Here is a 19,948-nt window from a genome sequence, read left to right as displayed (position 1 = left end):
CGTCAAGAATTGGCGGTGTGAGCCGCTTTCTTTTGCCTACTTTTCTTTGCGGCGGTGTACAGACTGGAGACATCGCTGACAGGTGTACAGGGACATCGTTGACACTTTCGGGTAATCAAACGCCCGGATTTTCAACCATGCCCTGGGATGTAAAAGACATCATGAATCGCCGCGAAGATTTCGTCCGTGAGGCCGCCACACAGGCGCTCGCGTTCAGCGAACTGTGCCGCAAATACACGATCACCCGCCAGACCGGCTACAAGTGGCTGGCCCGTCACAGGGCGGAAGGCATCAAGGGCCTGGCCGACCGCTCCCGCCGCCCGCATCACAGTCCCAAACGCTCAGCGCAGACCATCGAGGCGCGGGTGCTCGAAATGCGCCAGGCGCACGGCTGGGGCGGGCGCAAGATCGCCCAGCGCCTGCGCGATCTGGGCGAAACACAGATTCCCGCGCCCGCCACGATCACTGAGATCCTGCGCCGTCACGGGCTCATCGATGAACAGGCGTCGCGCCAGCGCCAGCACTGGCAGCGCTTCGAGCACGAGTATCCGAACTCGCTGTGGCAGATGGACTTCAAGGGTGACTTCCCGACCCTGGAGAGCGGACGCTGCGCGCCATTGACGGTCATCGATGACCACTCGCGCTACAACGTCGTGCTGAGCGCCTGCTCGCGCACCACCACGCAGGTCGTGCAGGAAGCGCTGGAGCGGGCGTTCCGCTGCTACGGGCTGCCTTCGTGCATCAACACCGACAACGGCGCGCCATGGGGCTCGCCCAGCGCGCCGGGCCAGCTCACCGAGCTCGCGGTCTGGCTGATCCGGCTGGGCATCCATGTGAGCTATAGCCGGCCGTATCACCCGCAGACCAACGGCAGGATGAACAGTTTCACCGCTCGCTGAAGGCCGAAGTGTTGCAGCGGCATGCGTTCACCACGCACGAGCACGTGCAGCGGGAACTGGATCGCTGGCGGCAGGTGTACAACACCGAGCGTCCGCACGAGGCACTGGGAATGGCGGTGCCGCTCACCCGCTACGCGTGCAGCCTGCGCAGGATGCCTGGGCGGCTGCCAGAGCCCGAATACCGCTGCGGCGACGAGGTTTTACGGGTCAACTCAAGCGGCGTGGTGCGCGTGCGCGGCGAGAAACTGAAGCTCTCGATCGCACTCAAGGGACTGCAGGTGGCCGCCCGCCCGAGCGAGGACGAAGACGGTGTGATCGACATCTGGTTCGCCCATCAGCGGGTCGCAAAACTTGACCTGAAGGCAGCAAAACCCTGACCATCATGTGTCAGCGATGTCTCTGTACATGTGTCAACCATGTCTCCAGTCTGTACACGGCGGCAAAGAAAAGTAGGTGCCGCCCCGCACAGGGGCGACGCTTGAAGCGAGCTAACGCATCGCGGATGCCAGCGCAGACATAAGCAAACCAAACCAGCCGCGCTACAAAGCCAACCCCAACCCAACACCAGCAAACCCAAAAACAACCAAACCGAAAAGCAGAAACCCAAAACCCAACCGCCCGCTGCAAGCGCCAACCTTAGGCCGCCGCAGGCGCATTAGGCGTCCGCGCATTGCGCAAATAAAGCATAGTGGACAGTGCAACAGCCGCCGCAGCGGCAACAGCTGCGAACAGGAACACTGACCCATATCCAAATTCACCAGCGATATACCCGGCCAGCGGCCCCGTAATCCCCAACGACAGATCGAGAAAAACCGAATAAGCCGACAACGCCGCGCCGCGGCTGGCGGGCGGCACAAGCCCAACCGCCTCGACGCCGAGCGCCGGAAACACCAGGGCGAAACCAAACCCGGTCAACGCAGCGCCCGCAAGCGCAATATGCGGCTCCGGCGCAAGCCACAGCAACAGCAACCCAACGCACTCAAAAGAGAACGAAGCGATCGCGACACGAAAACCACCATACGTCTTGATCGTGTTGGCGAACAGCAAGCGCGCGCCGATGAACAACGTACCGAACACGGTCAACGACAAAGCCGCATTCGGCCAGTGGTTCGCCGCATAAAACAGCGTGATGAAAGTCGCGATCGACCCAAACCCGGCCGACCCAAGCGCAAGCCCGATACCGTGCGGCAGCACACGGGTAAACACACTGCGATACGACATCCGCTCGCCATGCACAACCGGCACAGCAGCAATCAGGCGCGCCAGATAAAACCCCAGCGCCGCAAGCACAATCACCACAACCCCAAGCGCAAAAAACCCCACGCTATGCGCAATCGCGACGCCCAACGGCGCGCCAATCGCGAGCGCGCCATAGGTCGCGATGCCGTTCCAGGAAATCACGCGAGCATTGTTCGTCGTGCCGACCCGCCCGATGCCCCACAAGATCGCGCCCGTGCCGCACAGGCTCTCGCCGAAGCCCAGCACCAGCCGGCTCAGCACCAGAAGACTAAGACTCAACGTCGGCCACCGGCCAAGCAGCACCGCCAGCAGCAACAGCACGCCGCTCACGCCGCAACCAATCAAGCCGATCGTCACCGTCTTCTTCGGCCCAAGCGTATCCGCCGAACGGCCGGCGAGCGGACGCGACGCCAGCGTCGCAAAGTACTGCACGCTGATCGCCAGACCCGCGATCACGGCACTGTAGCCAAGGTCGTCGTGGACGTAGCCCGGCAGCACCGCGAGCGGAATGCCGATCGTCAGATAACAAAGAAACGTGAAAAAAACGACCGGAATGATCTGCAAAGTGGTCGCAAATTCGCTGCGCGGTGTAGCGGAGTCGGCGGACATGGGGAAAACGAGACTTGAATTTGGCGGGAAGCCATGATTTTCCCATGGAACCGATTCACTTGCAGGGTTTGCTTAATAATTTTGTCGCCCAAAAAACGGGCTCGTCGCGTCATCTGACGGTTTTCCATCAATTTTTCTGACACTCGGACACTGCTTCCGTCGGTGTCGCTGCGGCAGCTTTTGTCCGTTTAGAAGTAAAACAAACGAATATACTGAGAATAAGACATCACAATATAAGCTCGAGGCTCCGCCGCCGTCTCAATTTATCGCTCCAGCTATATGTCCTCCATGCGATCGGACCTATGGGTTGTGAATATTGATGATGCTACTTTTCGAACCATCAGCCGCACCGTCCGCTCGCCCCACGCGGACGCGAACAACCGAAACGAGCACGAGACATGAGCCAGCCGATCCGCTTCTACCATCGCAACGCGATCCGTGAGATCACCGACGCACCCGTCACCCGCACCGTCCTTCAATACCTGCGCGAAGACGCGCGCTGCACGGGCACCAAGGAAGGCTGCGCGGAAGGCGATTGCGGCGCGTGCACCGTCGTGATCGGCGAACGCAACGACACCGGCGGCGTCAGCTTCAAGGCGGTCAACGCGTGTATCCAGTTTCTGCCGACGCTCGACGGCAAGGCGCTCTTCACCGTCGAAGACCTGCGCCAGCCGGACGGCAGCCTGCATCCCGTGCAGGAAGCGCTGGTCGAGTGTCACGGCTCGCAGTGCGGTTTCTGCACGCCGGGCTTCGTGATGTCGATGTGGTCAATGTATGAGAAGCACGGCCACGAGCATTCGTGCGCAAACAGGACCGTGCCGGACCGCGCCGATATCGCCAACGCGCTGACGGGCAACCTGTGTCGCTGTACCGGCTATCGCCCGATCATCGAAGCGGCCGAGCGCATGTTCGAACTGCCCGCGCCGAAAGCACCCGTCGACGTGAAGGCGCTCGCCGGCAAACTCGCGGCGCTCGAACGCGGCGAAACCTTCCACTACGAATGCAACGGCCAGCAGTTCGATGCGCCGCGCACGGTCGCCGCGCTCGCGAAGATCAAGGCCGACGCGCCCACCACGCGCATTCTCGCCGGCAGCACCGACATCGGCTTGTGGGTCACGAAGATGATGCGTGACCTCGGTCATATCGTGTACGTCGGCCAGATCGCGGAAATGCAGACGATTCGCGTGACGCAAGACTGGATCGAGATCGGTGCGGGCGTCACGGTCGAACGCGCGTATGCCGAACTGGTGAAGCAATACCCCGAACTTACCGAAATGTGGCAGCGCTTCGCGTCGCTGCCGATCCGCAACGCGGGCACGATCGGCGGCAATGTGGCGAACGGGTCGCCCATCGGCGATTCGATGCCGGGCCTGATCGCGCTAGGCGCGCGCGTCGTGCTGCGCGGCGGCGAGACCGAACGTGAGCTGGCGCTCGAAGATCTGTACCTCGCGTATCAGAAGAAGGATATGGCCGAACACGAGTTCGTCGTGGCGCTGAAGGTGCCCGCGCGCAACGAGGCTCGCAAGCACTTCAAGTTCCGTACCTACAAGATTTCGAAGCGCTTCGACTCGGACATTTCCGCCGTGTGCGCCGCGTTCTCGTTCATCGCCGACGGCGAGACGATCCGCGAGCCGCGCATCGCGTTCGGCGGCATGGCCGCGACGCCGAAGCGCGCGGCGCACGCTGAAGCCGCGCTCGCCGACAACGAGTGGCACGAAGCGACTGCGCAGATCGCCATGCTCGCGCTCGCGAAGGACTACCAGCCGCTCAGCGATATGCGCGCAACCAGTGACTACCGTCTCGAAGCCGCAACGAACACGCTGTACCGCTTCTGGCTCGAAACGCGCCCGAACAATCCGCTGCAAAAGAGCGCCCTCGACGTGCGCGCGGTATCGGCAGCAGGCGCTGCGGCCTGACGGACAAAAAGGAAACGGAGAACCAACCGAATGAACCAGCAAGCCGAACCGTTCCTGAAGGACGCGAAAGAACTCGCCGAATTCACGCAAGTCCACGTGTCGCGTCCGCATGAATCCGCGCATCTGCACGTCAGCGGCCGCGCCACCTACACCGACGACATTCCCGAACTCGCGGGCACGCTGCACGCGGCGCTGGGCACGTCACCGAAAGCGCACGCGAAAATCCTGTCGATGTCGTTCGATAAAGTGCGCGCGACGCCCGGCGTCGTCGCTGTGTTCACGGCGGCCGATATTCCCGGCCACAACGATTGCGCGCCGATCGTCAAGGGCGACGATCCGATTCTCGCGGATGGCGTCGTCCAGTATGTCGGCCAGCCGATGTTCATCGTCGTTGCGACGTCGCACGATGCGGCGCGTCTTGGCGCGCGTCGCGCGGACATCGAGTTTGAAGAACTGCCCGCCGTGCTGACGGCGCAGCAGGCGCGCGCCGCGAACCAGAGCGTCATCCCACCGATGAAGCTCGCGCGTGGCGATGCCGCGTCGAAACTGCAACGCGCCGTGCATCGCGACGCGGGCGAAATGCTGCTGGGCGGCCAGGAGCAGTTCTATCTGGAAGGGCAGATTTCCTACGCGGTGCCGAAGGACGACGACGGCATGCTCGTGTATTGCTCGACCCAGCACCCCACCGAAATGCAGCACCTCGTCTCGCACATGCTCGGCGTGCATTCGCACAATGTGGCGGTCGAGTGCCGGCGCATGGGCGGCGGCTTCGGCGGCAAGGAATCGCAATCGAGCATGTTCGCGTGCTGCGCGTCGCTCGCGGCGTGGAAGCTGTTGTGCCCGGTGAAACTGCGCCCGGACCGCGACGACGACATGATGATCACGGGCAAGCGCCACGATTTCCACTATACGTATGACGTCGGCTACGACGACGAAGGAGTGATCGAAGGCGTGACGGTCGACATGACCTCGCGCTGCGGCTTCTCCGCGGATCTGTCCGGTCCCGTGATGACGCGGGCCGTGTGCCATTTCGACAACGCGTACTTTCTGTCGGACGTCGCCATCGACGGCTTTTGCGGCAAGACGAATACGCAGTCGAATACGGCATTCCGCGGCTTCGGTGGTCCGCAGGGCGCGTTCGCAATCGAGTACATCATGGACGACATCGCGCGCTCGCTGGGCAAGGATTCGCTCGACGTGCGCCGCCGCAATCTGTACGGCAAGACCGAGCGCAACCAGACGCCGTATGGGCAGATCGTCGAAGACAACGTGATACACGAACTCATCGACGAACTCGAAGCAACCAGCGATTACCGCCGGCGTCGTGCGGAAGTTCTCGAATTCAACCGCAACAACGAGGTGCTGAAGAAGGGGCTCGCGCTCACGCCTTGCAAGTTCGGCATCGCGTTCAACGTGACGCACTTCAACCAGGCGGGCGCGCTCGTTCATATCTATACCGATGGCTCGGTGCTGGTGAATCACGGTGGCACGGAGATGGGCCAGGGCTTGAACACCAAGGTCGCGCAGGTCGTCGCGCATGAGCTTGGCGTGAGCTTCAACCGCGTGCGCGTCACGGCGACGGATACGTCGAAGGTTGCGAATACGTCGGCGACGGCGGCATCGACGGGTTCGGACCTGAACGGCAAGGCCGCACAGGATGCCGCGCGCCAGTTGCGCGAGCGTCTTGCCGCATTCGCTGCCGAAAAGTTCGGCGCGGGCGAGGTGACGTCAGCGCAGGTGCGTTTCGCGGGCGACTGCGTGCTGGTTGGCGACGCCATCGTGCCGTTCGAGGAAGTGATCGCGAAGGCATACCTCGCTCGCGTGCAGTTGTGGTCCGATGGCTTCTACGCGACGCCGAAGCTCTACTGGGATCAGGCGAAGCTGCAAGGCCGGCCGTTCTTCTATTACTCGTACGGCGCGGCTGTGTCGGAAGTGGTGATCGACACGCTGACGGGCGAAATGCGCGTGTTGCGTGCCGATGCGCTGCACGACGTCGGCGCGTCGCTGAACCCTGCCATCGACGTCGGACAGGTCGAAGGCGGCTTCATTCAGGGCATGGGCTGGCTGACGACGGAAGAGTTGTGGTGGAACGCGGGCGGCAAGCTGATGACGCACGCGCCGTCCACCTACAAGATCCCGACCGTCAACGACACGCCGCCCGATTTCCGCGTGCGGCTCTTCAAGAACCGCAACGCAGAGGACAGCATCCATCGTTCGAAGGCGACGGGCGAGCCGCCGCTGTTGCTGCCGTTCTCGGTGTTCTTCGCGATCCGCGATGCCGTCGCTGCTGTCGGCGACTACAAGGTGAATCCGCCGCTGAACGCGCCCGCGACCGGCGAGGAAATCCTCAAGGCTGTCCGTGCGGTTCGCGCTGCTGGACAGTAAACTTCAGGAGAGGGCGTTCGTCATGATGCACGTTTCGACTGTCGCGCAGACGCCGGTTCAGATTGGCCGGCGCAGCGGCCACGCGACGCAGTTGCCGCCGCCGATGCACATCGTGCTGTTCGGCGCGGGCCATGTCGGCCATGCGCTCGTCGCGCTGCTTGGCCGGTTGCCGTGCGTCGTCCAATGGGTCGACGAACGCGACGAACTGTTCCCCGACGAAGTGCCCGCGAACGTGCAGATCGAAGCGACGGACACGCCCGGCGCCATCGTCGACGCGGCGCCTGCCGGCGCGTTCTTTCTCGTGATGACGCACAACCATGCGCTGGATTTCGCGCTTACCGAGCGCATCATGCGGCGGCGCGATTTTGCGTACTTCGGAATGATCGGCTCGAAGACGAAGCGCGTGAAGTTCGAGCGGCGTTTGCTCGATCGGGGTGTCGATCCGCAGAGGCTGTTCGAGATGACGTGCCCGATCGGCGTGCCCGGGATCGTCGATAAGGCGCCGCCGTCGATTGCGGTGGCGGTGTGCGCGGAGTTGTTGCAGGTGAGGTCGCAGCAGGTTTCGCTGGCAGTTCTTCCGTCTGTTCAGGAAGTGCATTGCGTCGACGCGTGATCTACCGAGCGGTTCCTCCAACGGGCGCAGCGGGGTGACTTGCGGCGTCCGTTTTTTTCTCTTCGACAATCTGCGTCTTCTCGCACAGGACGACGATTTCCACTCCGACAGGCGGCTCGATCACGAACAGCACGAGTTTGTCTCGGGAGATCGCCGCGTCGATTTCTGCGACCTTTTGATCCGCTCAAGAAGCTTTGTAATCGTGCTGACTGTGAGCCGATTGGACATAGTCGCGTATCTCATCGGCCGAGAACCTGTGAGACGTTGAGAGAAGCACGCGTGACAAGACCTTCTGCAATCCAAAGTCGTTAGCGCGGAATGCCTGCATCCCCGAAAACATCAGCTTGATCCCGCGGGCCGCCAGATTGAGATCGATGCTTACGCTTCGGTCTGTCCTTAATAGGTCACGCCAGTCATCTCGGCGTCGTGTATCGGTGTGTCGAATTCATGTGCGACCTTACCGGGCTGCTCGTTCTTAGAGCGTGATCTTGCTGCCCTTGCCGTCTGTGATCTCAAGAAATTCGCGTAGCTCGGGATGTTGCGTCGCAAACCAGAGAAGGGCGGCGCCGCCAAAACGGCGTGCGAATTCGTCGCTGATAGGATTGCTTGCCCCAACCTCGTGTTCCATGGCCAGATTCATACGAACATCTTTGAACACGCGAGCATCGACGAATCCTGTTTTGATTGTCGCGGTATCGGGGTCATAGTAAGAAACAAAATATTCGGTCATTAGTAGCCCCTGCATGCCTGGTAATCCTGGAACGCCTGTTGTTTGCACGCGAGGTAAGTACGCGCGTCGTTGCCGTACATTTTGCTCAAGGCGTTGCAGTATGTCATGCGAGCCTCATACATTGCGTCGCATTCAGCTTCTTCCGCTTCGCTCAGGCCTCGTGCAGCGATGTCGATGACGCTGCTATCTTCGGACTGGTCAGGTTCGTATCCAAATGGCGGACTGTTCGTGAAAGTTGTGGATGCGTCGCCAGCAAAAGATTTGGCATCCGCATTTCGATCCATACCGTATTCCGACAGATCAGGCAATCCGTACTTGCTGACCCATCCAGCCCGCGCAAAAACGGGCAGGGTCCCGAGCGGATCGGCCAGCACGGCTGCATGCATGAACTCCACATTGATGCTGTCATTCATGGCGCGTATATCGGACAAGCTCGGGCCGCCGGCGTTCATCGCTTCGAGCTGGGCCTGGTAGCGGTCGGCGAACGGTACGTCGAAGATATGACTGTAATGGTCTGAGCCCCAGAACGACGACTTTGGATTTTCCGTTACCGACGCCACGCTTCCGACGCGCGCTGGCTCCTGCGCAACCACATGGATGGAACCGCCGCGCACCATCAGTTGCAGCATCTCGACGACTTCGAGATCCGAACCTGACTTCGAAAGGCGCGCGTGCCAGTGAAAATTCGCGCCAAGAAACCGCCGCACGCGACCTACGAGGGCCATGTCTTTTGCCCAGACATCCGAGCGCGCTCGACCGGCGAACTTCTTGCCCGCCTCGATGGCCGTTTGTCCGTTCGCCGTCGACGCAAATTGCACATGCGACGCGTCATCGCTCCGATACATCATGTAGCGATGCCAGGCATCCGTTTTGAGTTCTGTCGCCATGAGCCGCCGTCCGCTTTTGAGCAGGTGAAACATCGTAGCGAATCAACGGCGGATGGATCGTCATCCTTTGTAAAGATCAGGCGGGCGCGTGATCTACCGAGCGGTTCCTCCCACGGGCGCAGCGGGGTGACTTGCGGCGTCCGTTTTTTTCTCCCCCGTCGATTCCTTCGCCGCCCCGCGCGCGCGCCGCGCCTTCTTCGCCACCAGCATCTCCGACACTTGCGCCATCAGGCCGCGCAACCACTCGATATCGCTAGGCCGGTCCGGCTGCGGATGCCACATCTGGTAGCACTTGATGCGCGGAAACGGAATCGGCACATCGACGACGGCCAGCGGCAGCATCTCCGCATAATGCAGCGCAAAGCGGCGCGTCGTCGTGAAGATGAGGTCCGATTGCAGCAGCACTTGCGGCACGAGCCCGAAGTACGGCAGTGTCGCGACAATGCGCCTCGCCGCCTGCGCGCGCGCAAAGCCCATATCGATCGCACCGCCGCGCGCGCCGCTGTAGTGAGCGGGCGCGAGATGTGGCGCGGCGAGATAGGCGTCGCGCGTGAGCGGCGCTTTCGCGAGCGGATGATCGGCGCGCATCATGCACACGACGGTATCGGAGAACAGGTCGCTGCGCTCGAAGCGCCCGTCGGGCTTCGGCCAGTTGCCGATCACCAGATCGAGCTCGCCGGCATCGAGCGCGCACGCATGATCGAGCAGCGGGCCGAGCGACTCGATCTCGAGCCGCGCATGCGGCGCCGCCTCGCGGAATTGCGCGATCACGGTCGGCATGAAGAAGTCGTTCAGATAGTCGGGTGCGGCGATGCGGAATGTGCGGCGCGAGCGAGCCGGATCGAAGTCGCCGTGCGGCGTCGCGACGAAATCGACGTCGCGCAATACCTTCTGCACCGACGCGAGCAGCGATTCACCGTACTCCGTCGGCACCATGCCCGACTTGCCGCGCACGAGAATCGGGTCGTTCAGCGTTTCGCGCAGCTTGCGCAGCGCGGTGCTGATGGCCGGCTGCGTCTGGTTCAGCCGTAACGCGGTCTGCGTGACGCTGCGCTCGACGAGCAGCGTGCGCAGCACACGCACGAGCCAGATATCGAGTGAAGCGGCGTTGTCGTCCATGAATCGGCGGGGCGGGGAAGGCCCTTTGAAGGCTTTCGAATGCGTGTGTCGAACGGTGCATTGCGCATGCCGCGGCGTCCTCGTGCCCGACGCCTCGCCGCATGCGCGCGCGAAGCTATAACCTTAGGCCGTTTTGCCCTGCGCGGGCCATAGCGCATGCCCTATGACGGGCATCACGGCTGGCGATTCGCCCACTTGCCGGGCACCACGCCATGTCACGCGATGCAAGGCAGCGCACCCGCCGCTGGCCGGCGAACCCCGTCAAGCGCGCTCAGGCCTTCGACAGCGCCGACGGCAGCGACGTGATCCGCTTCACTTCCTTCGAGTCGAGCCAGTTCGGCGTACGCGCGCAATAGAGCACCATCGGCAGCGCGTCTTCGCCCCAGAACAACTGCTTGTTCAGCCAGAACGTCGGCACGCCGAACACGCCGATCGCAATGGCGTCGGTACTATTGCGCATCAGCTGCGCGCGCGTCGCCTCGCGCTCGATCAGTTCCTGGCCATTCGGCACGTTCAGCTTTTCGCACAGTGCGGCGAAGCCGTCGGCACTCGACGGGTCGCGTCCGTCGCGCCAGATGAAGCGGAAAATCTCCCGCACCGTTTGCAGGTCGGAGCCGAGCGCAATGGACAGCAGCATCGGTTTGGTCGAATCGAACGGATGCGCGGGCGGCATGCGGAACGGAATGCCCAGCTGCTCCGCGCGAAAGAGCGCGTACCGGTACGTGAAAATGCGTTTCGCGGGAACGTCATACGCAACCCGCTGGCCCCAGTGGCGATACAGATCGTTCAGCAACACGGGCGTCAGCACGAACGGCAACTCGGGCCATTTGTCGTGCTGTTCGAGCAGCAGATACGAGAACGGTGAGACAAAGTCGTAAAACCACAGTGGCTGCGTGGCGTCGATGCCATCGGTCATGATGTCTCCCGGTTGCCGGAATCGGCGGGCCGTCGGCGATGAGCGCTCCGGCCCGTTGTGATTGTTTCGATCTTACGCGGAGCACGCCGCGTGCGCATCATTTCACAAAATGGCGTTACCGCGGCCACTGTTGGCGCGGCGTTGGCCGGGCGCACGCGCTCGCGGCCGTCAAGAGGTGCGGGCAGGATGGTCGCCGCCGGGCCTGGTTTCGCTATCGTCGCTTGAGTGGCTTTCGGGATGGTCGTGATGCGCTTGCGCCGCGTGGCTCTCGTGCATTGCCGCACGGGCTTCAGCGCGGCCGGCGGCGGGACCTTCAGCCGCCGCGGCAGCCCTGTGAGGCGTGCTAGCCGCGTCCGAATCGCGTGTGAGGCGCGCCCGCACGAAGCCGATATGCTCGCGCAGCACATAGAACTGATCCGCATACGCAAGCGGCATCTTCAGACCGTTGACCGATTCCTCGATCTTGTCAAGCCGCACGATGAGCGCCTCGCGCTCGGCCGCCGACGTCTCGTTGAGCGCCTCGCGCTCGATCGCGATCAGCGCGCCGTACCAGCGGTAGATGCGCGACTTCACGCGCCACGCATACAGCGACGGCACGAGCCGCAGCCCCGGAATCAGCACGACGATGATCGGCACCAGCACGACCAGCAGCCGGTCGGCGAGGCTCGCCAGCCAGAACGGCAGCACCCGGTACAGGAAGCTCTTGCCCGACTTGTAGTAGCGGGCGGCGTCCTCGCTGATCGGGAAGTCGTGCGCGAGCGGCGCGGGAAATTCGCCCGCCCGCTGCAATGCCGTCGCCTTGCCGTGCACTTCGTGCGCCGCATCGATCAGCAGATCCGACAACGCCGGATGCAGCGAATCGCGCGCGACCAGTTCGGCCGTCGGCGCGATCATGTGCAGCGTGGTCGACGGCAGGTTTTTGCCGAGATCGAACGAGCCCATCGGCATTTCGAGCTGCGTCAGATACGGGAAGCGTTTCGCGTAGGCGGGGGCTTGCGTGAAGTCGTAGAACTGCACGCCCGCCGTGCGATACAGCTTGCCCATCACGGGCGGCTGCGCGGAGTCGCCCGTCAGGATCGCCGCGTCGATCTTGCCTTCCGTCAGCGCTTTGGCTGCGTCGTCGCCGGACAGCGGCAGCAGCTTCGTCGGGCCGTCGGGCGTGATGCCGTTCGCCTTCAGCAACTGCAGCGCGAGCTCGCGCGTGCCGCTGCCTTCGGCGCCGATCGCGATGCGCTTGCCCTTGAACTCCGACAGCAGCGTGATCATCGGCCCGCGATAGAAGATCGCCACGGGCACATACGAGACGCTGCCGAGCGACATCAGATCGTCAGTTGTTTTGGACGGCGCGATGCCGTCCTGGACGAAGCCGACGTCGATGTCCGCGTGCGGGTCGGCCAGTCGCCGGTAATTGTCCAGCGAGCCTTCCGTCTCCAGCACGTTGAGCGTGATGCGGTTGCGCGCGAGGATTTCCTTGTACTTCTGCGCGGCGACCCAGAAGGTGCTGCCCTTGGGTCCGGCCGCCATCGTCAGCGTGTTGGGCGGGGCGGGCTGGATCAGCCGCACGGCGACGTAGATCGCTATTGCGCTGATTATCAGGATGGGGCCGAACGATACGGCGAGATCGCGCCAGGAGATCGCCACGAAGCGGGCGACGAGGTGGGGCGGCTTGCGCTCAGAGGGGCGTTCCGGGCGACGTCCGTCGGAAGGCTTCATGGGAATGCTTGTGCTGTCGGATGAATTCGCGCCGATGGTACAGGAGATTGACGCCGCGGCGGCGCGTGCGGCGGGCGCGCGGGGCCGTAAACGCGTAACAAAAAGTGACCTGGAAAGACGGGATGCGGCTCACGGCGCCCCCACGGCGGGCCGTCGAAGCACATCTGGCACGGCCGTTCCGTTTTGCCCCGGACGGGAACGGGCCGCAACAGGAACCGTGCAGAACGCGCGATATCCTTTGCAGAACTTGCGCGGCTAGATTACATTGGCAACGCTGCCGCGCATCGACGTTGGCGCAGCGCGACCCGGCGAGACAGACGAGACCAGGGCACGCTGCCAACCGCGCGGCGCACGGCCGGTGTCATGCACCGCCGCGCGCTGGATCGCGCCGGCCGTCATCCTTTCCAATGCCTCTCTCGCAGACCGTGACAACGCTCCTGGCTCGCCATGCCTCGTCGCGCCTTCGCGCGCGTGCAGTCGGGCCTCACGTAGTCGTAACCAAGCCGCAGTCAAACGCGGTCCAAACCAAGCAAAAAGGAGAAGGTATGAAATCGGTCGATTTTCTGAAGGCACTGGGTGGTGTTGTCGCAATGGTTGTTGCATGCCACGCGTATGCCCAGGCAAGCGACTCCACGTCCACCGGCACGACGGCAACTGCACCTGCCGCCAATTCGAAGGCTGCCAAGTCGGAAAACCGCGCGCTGGGCAAGAAGGTCCGCTCGGCCCTCGCGAAGACGCAAGGCCTCGACGTGTCGAACATCAACGTCCGCGCCCGTGCCGGCGCAGTCACGCTGACGGGCACGGCCCCCGACAACGACCAGATCCAGAAGGCTGGCGAAGTCGCGAAGGGCGTGGCTGGCGTGACGTCGGTGTCGAACAAGATCAACGTCCAGCAGCAATAAGCGGCAAGGGCCGCGCCCGTGCAGGCCGGACCATGATCCGGCTCGCGGGCAGCCGTCAACCGGTCGCCTGACGAACGGCACACTGCAATGTTGCTGCGTGCTTACCGGTCAGAATGACAAGCGGGCTCCCGTTTCGAACGGGAGCCCGTTTCGTTTTGGGCGCACTTCGTTGCGCGCGCATCCAGGCGGGCGTCAAAGCGCGCGCGGCAACGCGCAAGCGAAGGCGGCCCGGGCTCCACGAAATGGGACTGCTCGCATCGCGTCTCTTTGCGTGGACACCGCCCGCATAGCAGGGGAGACGCTGGCGTGGCGGGCGTTTGCGGCTGTTTCAAGGTCACTGCGGCGGGCCTCGCGTGCCTGCCGGTGTCTCTGAATCAGGACGGCACGCGTGTTGGCCCGCGCGTTTCTTCGCGTGCGAACCGGCGTCACGCAAGCCATCGGGCGACGGCGCCGCGACGTGCAGCAGATCGGCGCGAAACTTGCATTGGACCAGCCGCCGCACCCGCGCCCGCTGCGCTGCATGCAGGTATGCAGGCTGGTTGCGGATGGGCGCGATACGGCATCGACAACAAGACAATGGAGACGGTAATGACAGGGAAACTGTTGTTCAGACGTGCTGCCACTGCGCTTTGCTTCGCCACCACTTCGATCCTGCTCGCCGCGTGTGGCCACGGCGACGATCATCACAGCCAGACCGTCAACGCACTACCCTCGTTTGTGGTATCGGGCAGCGTGACCACGACGGCGTACGACGGCAACAGCGACGATCTGCTGACGGGTGGGCTCGGCAAGACGGGCCTCGGTTCCGCAACGGCGCCATCGTTCGCGAACGCGGCGAGTCCGACGGCGGCGGAGTTGCGCCGGCTCGCGATCTGGTCGAACTATCGCGCGCTCGTCGACATGTCGTCGAACGGCGGCTATGGCCGCTTCTGGGGGCCTAACGTCGATCTGAACGGCAACGACACGCTCGGCGAAGGCAAGATCGCCGGCACAGAGTACCTTGCGTACGCCGACAATGGCACCGGCAAGCAGAACGTGACCTTGATGGTCCAGGTGCCCGGCACGTTCGATCCGAATAATCCATGCATCGTCACGGCGACGTCGTCGGGCTCGCGTGGCGTGTACGGCGCGATTTCGGCGGCGGGCGAGTGGGGCCTCAAGCGCGGCTGCGCGGTCGCCTACACCGACAAAGGCAGCGGTAACGGCGCGGAAGAAATGCAGACGGGGCTCGTCACGCTGATGAACGGCACGCTGTCGACGGCAGCGGGCGCGGGCACGGCGAGCCTCTTCACGGCGAACGTGTCGTCGGCGAATCTGGCGTCGTTCAACGCCGGCTTTCCGAACCGCTACGCGTTCAAGCATGCGCATTCGCAGCAGAACCCCGAACAGGACTGGGGACACGACACGCTCGAAGCGATCCAGTTCGCGTATTGGGCGCTCAACCAGCAGTTCGCGCCGACCGTCAACAACAATGCACAGCAGCATGGCGTGCGCTACGGCGCGGGCAGCATCACCACCATCGCGGCTTCCGTCAGCAATGGCGGCGGCGCGTCGCTCGCGGCCGCCGAGCAGGACACGCAAGGGTGGATCACGGCTGTCGTGGTCGGCGAGCCGCAGATCAATCTGAACATGGCGTCGGCGGCGAAGGTGTTCGAAGGCGGCGCGCAGATTCCCACGGCGGGCGCGCCGCTCGCGGACTACATGACCTACGCGAACATGCTGATGCCTTGCGCGGCAGCCGCGACGGCGGCGACGGGCGCGCCATATCTGACGGCGCTGCCGCTCGCGACCACCCAGGCGATCCGCACGGCGCGCTGCGCGTCGCTGGCGGCGGGCGGCTTCGTGAGCGGGGCGGACGCGGCGAGCCAGGCCAACGACGCGCTCGCGAAACTGCACGCTGCCGGTTACGAGTCCGACTCCGATCTGCTGCACGCGCCGATGTGGGATTCGCAGGCCGTGCCGGCCGTCGCTGTCACGTATGCGAACGCGTACACGAAGTCGAGCGTGACCGACAACCTGTGCGACTTCAGCTTCGGCACGACGAACGCGGCGACGGGCGCGGCGGGGGTCGCGCCAGCCGTCGCGCCGATGCCCTCGGTGTTCGGCCTCGGCAACGGCGTGCCGCCGACCAACGGCATCAACCTCGTCTACAACGTCTCGCCGGCGGGCGGCGCGGACCATCGGTTCGCCACGGCGGACGCCGCCTTCGCGGGTGCCGCGTGTCTGCGCGCGTTGTGGACGGCGGGCGACGCGCGCATGCAGCAGAACGTCAACGCGATCCGCGTGAACGCGAACCTGCACGGCAAGCCGGCCATCATCGTGCAGGGACGCAGCGATGCGCTCGTGCCCGTGAACCACGCGTCGCGCGCGTATCTGGCGATGAACAGCATCACGGAAGGCTCGAAGAGCCAGCTCGCGTTCTATGAAGTGCTGAACGGCCAGCACTTCGACGCGTTCCTGGGTGTGGCCGGTTTCGACACGCGCTTCATTCCGGTGCACTACTACAACATCCAGGCGCTGAACCTGATGTGGAATCACCTGAAGGGCGGCGCGGCGCTGCCGCCGTCGCAGGTGATCCGCACGGTGCCGCGCGGCGGCACGGCAGGCGCGGCGCCCGCGCTGACGACGGCCAATCTTCCCGCGATTTCGATGAACCCGGGCTCGGACGCGATTCAGGTCGGAGCGGGTGCGGTGAACGTGCCGAAGTGATGCGATAGAGGAAGCGGCTCGCCACGCGTGGTACGAAACGCGGCGGGCCGCATGACACGCGTATGACAGAAATCCGAGCGTGTCGCGTCGCCTGAGAACGGACTGTGCGCCAGCCCTCGCCCAAACGCGACGGAGCTTCGTTCTTGTGCGCCGTGACACACAATTTACCCGTCGGGTGCAGTACTGTGAAGTTATCGACGAAGCTTCACGGAGCGACGGCCATGGACACGATCCGCTTCACCTACACCGACCTTCCCATCGGCGAGCGCGCTGCTTTCGAACTGGTGTGCGCGCGGCACGGCTTTGCGCCCGCGCATTTCGACATCAGCGCAAGCGACGTTCCCGACGACACCTCGCATCGCTCGCGTCTTCTGACGATCCGGCGCGGCGGCTGGGCGCAGTCCTATCACGAGGACACGGCTGGCCACTGGGTCCGGCAGTTCGAAACCGATCTGAACTGCCGCTTCTTCAAGTGATGCAGGCGAACGGCTGCGCGTCCGCTCGCGATCAGGACAGGACGAGTTTCACGCCGACGAGCGTCAGCGTCGCAGCAAGGAGATTGCGCAGCAATTTTTCGGGCGCCTTCGACGACAGATAGCTGCCGATCACGATGCCCGGCAGTGAGCCGACCAGCAGCGAGAGCAGCATCGACCAGTCGATCGAGCCGAGCAGCCAGTGCCCGGCGCCCGCCAGCAGCGTGAGCGGCACGGCGTGCGCGATATCGGAGCCGACGATGCGCATGGTCGGCAGCATCGGATAGAGCAGCAGCAGCACGGTGACGCCGATCGCGCCCGCGCCGACCGAGGTCAGCGACACCAGCACGCCGAGGATCGCGCCCGTCAGCATGGTCAGCGCGAGTGTGCTGCCCTGGCCCGTCGCGCGCTTGCGCGAGGCCGCGAGCTTCGTCAACTGAGGCCGGAAGATCAGCGCGATCGCGGTGATCAGCAGCGCCACGCCCAGCACGAGGGAAATCAGATGTCCGCCGCGCGTCGAGGTCATGCCGTAGCGGTGCAGCAGGATCAGCGTGACGGTGGCGGCGGGCACACTGCCTGCGGCGAGGCGCAGCGTCACCTGCCAGTCGATCGAGCCCTTCACGCCATGCACGAGCGTGCCCGTCGCCTTGGTCGCGGCGGCGTACAGCAGGTCGGTGCCGACGGCCGTTGCCGGATGGACGTTGAACAGCAGCACGAGGATCGGCGTCATCAGCGAGCCGCCGCCCACGCCCGTCAGTCCGACCAGAAAGCCGACGAACAGACCCGACGCGGAATACAGGAGATCGATATGGGGAAGTGCCATTGCGCGGACCGCGGACGGTCGTAAAAGGTTGCGGGCGAGCTTGCCGGTAGCCGTGCGTCCTGCTGCCGTTCAGATGATCCCAATGGATGTTCATGCTGGCTGGCGGCGCGGCGAAAGTCCGCTATTGTCGCAAAACCGGCGCTGCCGCGTACGAATGTGGGCGGATGCTGTGCAACGGGCCGTCCCGACAGACAGCTTACAATAAGCGTTTCGGGCGCCGGGGATTTGCCGAATGGCACGTCAGCGCGCCGCTTCTTCCTCCCGTTTCCGGTGCCCCCCATCCCAGACCGATAAAAATGAATTACGGCGTCGCCTACGCATTGCTCGCGTTCACCTTGTGGGGACTCTTTCCCATCTATTTCAAGTCGCTGCATCAGATTTCGCCGGTTGAGATGCTGGCACACCGGATGGTGTGGTCGATGCTGTTTCTGTTCATCGTGCTCACCGTGCGGCAGCAGTGGCGCTGGCTTGCGCCTGTGCTGCGCGATCGCCGGCTGCTGGCGCGCTTCGCTGCGAGCGCGCTGTTGCTGTCGACGAACTGGGGCATCTATATCTGGGCCGTCAACGCGGGGCATATCGTCGAGGCGAGTCTCGGCTATTTCGTCAATCCGCTGATCAACGTGCTGTTCGGCCTTGCGTTTCTCGGCGAGCGCTTGCGGCGCGTGCAGTGGCTTTCCGTCGCGGTCGCCGCGTGCGGCGTGTTGTGGCTCACGTGGGAAAACGGCCATCCGCCGTGGATCAGCCTTGCGCTCGCGTTCAGCTTTGCGGGCTATGGGCTGCTGCGCAAGACGGCGCAGTTGGGTGCGCTCGAAGGGCTGACGCTCGAAACTGTGCTGCTGTTTCCCGTCGCCGTGCTGTATCTGTTGTTTGCGTCGTCGCATGGCGAGAGCGGGTTCGGCTCGGCGTCATTCGGCGTGAAGGTGCTGCTTGCGCTGGCCGGGCCGATCACGGCCGTGCCGCTGTTGCTGTTCGCGGCGGGCGCGCGGCGAATTCCGCTTTCGATGCTCGGGCTGATCCAGTATGTGACGCCGTCGTTGCAGCTGATCATTGGCGTGCTGATTTATCGCGAGCCGTTCGGGCAGGCACAGCTGATCGGCTATGGCGCGATCTGGATTGCGCTGGCGCTGTATTCGCTCGATGGCTTGTGGCGCGCGCGGTTTGCGCGGGCTTGAGGCGTGGCTCGCCCGCGCATGGATTGCCTGTGTGGCGGTCAGATTGCGCGCTTGACCTCGACGATGCCGAACACGGCGAGCGCCAGCCCGGCGATGCGGTCGATGATCACGCGCAGCTTGTGGCCGATCGCATGCCGCGCGAGCGACACGGCCGTCACGAGCACGCACCACCACGCGATCGATCCGCAGAACACGCCGAGCACGGTCGTGAGCGCGACACTCGATGAAAACGGACCGCGCGGCGCGAGCGTCGTGAAGAGGGCGGCGAACATGATGACCGTTTGCGGATTGGTGAGCGTGAGCAGCAGGGCGCTGGCGAAGGCTTTGATTGCGCCTGCGTGGCCGATGTTGGATAGTTTCCCTTCGGGGTTGTCGCTGCTGTTGCTGTTGCTGTTGCCGTTGCCGTTGCCGGCGGGGTCTTTTTGCAGCATCGTGCGGATGCCGAGATAGAGCAGGAATAGCCCTGCGATGATGTGAAGCGGCTTGTCGTAGGCCAGCATGAAGTGCGATACGCTCACCAGGCCTAGCGCAGCAATCAGGCCGTAGATGGCGTCGCCGCCGGCTATGCCCAGGCCGATTGCAAGGCCCGCGCGGGGGCCGTCCGTGAGCGTCCGGCGGATGCAGAGCATGCCCATGGGGCCGACTGGCGCGGCGACGGCGAGGCCTACACCTGCGGACGTCAGGAAGAGTGATGTGCTGAACATTTTTGCTCCTGTTTGGTTTTTTTTGTCTGCGACGCTGTGGGGGGTTTGGACTTTTCGCTGGCATCTGCGATTTGACTCTGCGCTGGCATCCGCGATTCGTTATCTCGCTTCAGGCGTCGCCCCTGTGCGGGGCGGCACC

At 63.8% G+C, this 19,948-nt stretch carries 15 protein-coding genes and 1 pseudogene; 8 read left to right on the top strand and 8 right to left on the bottom strand.

Going from position 1 to position 19,948, the window contains the following annotated elements; all coding sequences use genetic code 11:
- Positions 1 to 137 precede the first annotated feature (137 nt).
- Positions 138 to 1,276: pseudogene (locus KFO72_RS36090) on the top strand (IS481 family transposase).
- A 259-nt stretch (positions 1,277 to 1,535) separates the two neighbouring features.
- Here KFO72_RS36090 and KFO72_RS36085 read toward each other — a convergent pair.
- Entirely contained in the window at positions 1,536 to 2,747 is a 1,212-nt protein-coding gene (locus tag KFO72_RS36085) for an MFS transporter (protein ID WP_054928835.1), read from the bottom strand.
- A gap of 398 nt (positions 2,748 to 3,145) precedes the next feature.
- Between KFO72_RS36085 and xdhA the strand changes: the two genes are divergently transcribed.
- From xdhA to xdhC, 3 genes are read left to right on the top strand one after another with little or no spacing between them, the layout of a single operon-like run.
- Positions 3,146 to 4,663 carry a xanthine dehydrogenase small subunit gene (gene xdhA / locus KFO72_RS36080; protein ID WP_225034094.1) on the top strand — a complete coding sequence of 506 codons (1,518 nt, stop codon included), beginning with the start codon at positions 3,146 to 3,148 and terminating at the stop codon, positions 4,661 to 4,663.
- Between the two features lie 30 nt (positions 4,664 to 4,693).
- The gene (xdhB, locus tag KFO72_RS36075; RefSeq protein WP_176053890.1) at positions 4,694 to 7,048 is read left to right on the top strand and encodes a xanthine dehydrogenase molybdopterin binding subunit; all 2,355 of its coding nucleotides are present in this window, start codon (positions 4,694 to 4,696) and stop codon (positions 7,046 to 7,048) included.
- A 22-nt stretch (positions 7,049 to 7,070) separates the two neighbouring features.
- Entirely contained in the window at positions 7,071 to 7,661 is a 591-nt protein-coding gene (gene xdhC / locus KFO72_RS36070; protein WP_225034093.1) for a xanthine dehydrogenase accessory protein XdhC, read from the top strand.
- Positions 7,662 to 8,136: 475 nt separating this feature from the next.
- Here the strand turns inward: xdhC and KFO72_RS36065 are convergent, their stop codons facing one another.
- The 5 genes from KFO72_RS36065 to KFO72_RS36045 form a co-directional block, all read right to left on the bottom strand.
- The gene (locus tag KFO72_RS36065; protein ID WP_060599746.1) at positions 8,137 to 8,391 is read right to left on the bottom strand and encodes a hypothetical protein; all 255 of its coding nucleotides are present in this window, start codon (positions 8,389 to 8,391) and stop codon (positions 8,137 to 8,139) included.
- On the bottom strand, positions 8,391 to 9,278 hold the full coding sequence (locus KFO72_RS36060) for a hypothetical protein (protein WP_225034092.1): 888 nt from the start codon (positions 9,276 to 9,278) through the stop codon (positions 8,391 to 8,393). The genes KFO72_RS36065 and KFO72_RS36060 overlap by 1 nt, the downstream gene beginning before the upstream one ends.
- Before the next feature lie 93 nt (positions 9,279 to 9,371).
- Positions 9,372 to 10,397, bottom strand: coding sequence for a LysR substrate-binding domain-containing protein (locus KFO72_RS36055; RefSeq protein WP_225034091.1), 1,026 nt, complete (start codon positions 10,395 to 10,397; stop codon positions 9,372 to 9,374).
- 271 nt (positions 10,398 to 10,668) lie between these two features.
- Positions 10,669 to 11,313: a 2-hydroxychromene-2-carboxylate isomerase gene (locus tag KFO72_RS36050; RefSeq protein ID WP_054928831.1), complete on the bottom strand. Its 645-nt coding sequence runs from the start codon at positions 11,311 to 11,313 to the stop codon at positions 10,669 to 10,671.
- A gap of 168 nt (positions 11,314 to 11,481) precedes the next feature.
- Positions 11,482 to 13,026 (bottom strand): TAXI family TRAP transporter solute-binding subunit, encoded by a 1,545-nt coding sequence (locus KFO72_RS36045; protein WP_054928830.1) that lies wholly within the window; start codon positions 13,024 to 13,026, stop codon positions 11,482 to 11,484.
- 545 nt (positions 13,027 to 13,571) lie between these two features.
- Here KFO72_RS36045 and KFO72_RS36040 point away from each other — a divergent pair.
- The 3 genes from KFO72_RS36040 to KFO72_RS36030 all read left to right on the top strand — a co-directional run bounded on the left by KFO72_RS36040 (position 13,572) and on the right by KFO72_RS36030 (position 17,113).
- Positions 13,572 to 13,928: a BON domain-containing protein gene (locus KFO72_RS36040; RefSeq protein ID WP_060599751.1), complete on the top strand. Its 357-nt coding sequence runs from the start codon at positions 13,572 to 13,574 to the stop codon at positions 13,926 to 13,928.
- A 576-nt stretch (positions 13,929 to 14,504) separates the two neighbouring features.
- The gene (locus KFO72_RS36035) at positions 14,505 to 16,637 is read left to right on the top strand and encodes a 3-hydroxybutyrate oligomer hydrolase family protein (RefSeq protein WP_060599753.1); all 2,133 of its coding nucleotides are present in this window, start codon (positions 14,505 to 14,507) and stop codon (positions 16,635 to 16,637) included.
- 221 nt (positions 16,638 to 16,858) lie between these two features.
- On the top strand, positions 16,859 to 17,113 hold the full coding sequence (locus tag KFO72_RS36030) for a hypothetical protein (protein ID WP_225034090.1): 255 nt from the start codon (positions 16,859 to 16,861) through the stop codon (positions 17,111 to 17,113).
- 31 nt (positions 17,114 to 17,144) lie between these two features.
- On the opposite strand, the gene KFO72_RS36025 is transcribed toward KFO72_RS36030, so the two are convergent.
- Positions 17,145 to 17,933, bottom strand: a complete 789-nt coding sequence (locus KFO72_RS36025; RefSeq protein WP_054928827.1) for a sulfite exporter TauE/SafE family protein — start codon at positions 17,931 to 17,933, stop codon at positions 17,145 to 17,147.
- Positions 17,934 to 18,229: 296 nt separating this feature from the next.
- Here KFO72_RS36025 and rarD point away from each other — a divergent pair, with 296 nt between their 5' ends.
- Positions 18,230 to 19,105 (top strand): EamA family transporter RarD, encoded by an 876-nt coding sequence (rarD, locus tag KFO72_RS36020; protein ID WP_054928826.1) that lies wholly within the window; start codon positions 18,230 to 18,232, stop codon positions 19,103 to 19,105.
- 38 nt (positions 19,106 to 19,143) lie between these two features.
- Here rarD and KFO72_RS36015 read toward each other — a convergent pair whose 3' ends face one another.
- Complete coding sequence (locus tag KFO72_RS36015; RefSeq protein ID WP_225034089.1) at positions 19,144 to 19,809, bottom strand: LysE family translocator; 666 nt, start codon at positions 19,807 to 19,809, stop codon at positions 19,144 to 19,146.
- Positions 19,810 to 19,948: the final 139 nt, after the last annotated feature.

It is taken from the genome of Paraburkholderia sp. XV, from assembly GCF_020177535.1.
Lineage (GTDB): Bacteria > Pseudomonadota > Gammaproteobacteria > Burkholderiales > Burkholderiaceae > Paraburkholderia > Paraburkholderia caribensis.
This window is presented reverse-complemented; position numbering and strand designations above follow the sequence as displayed.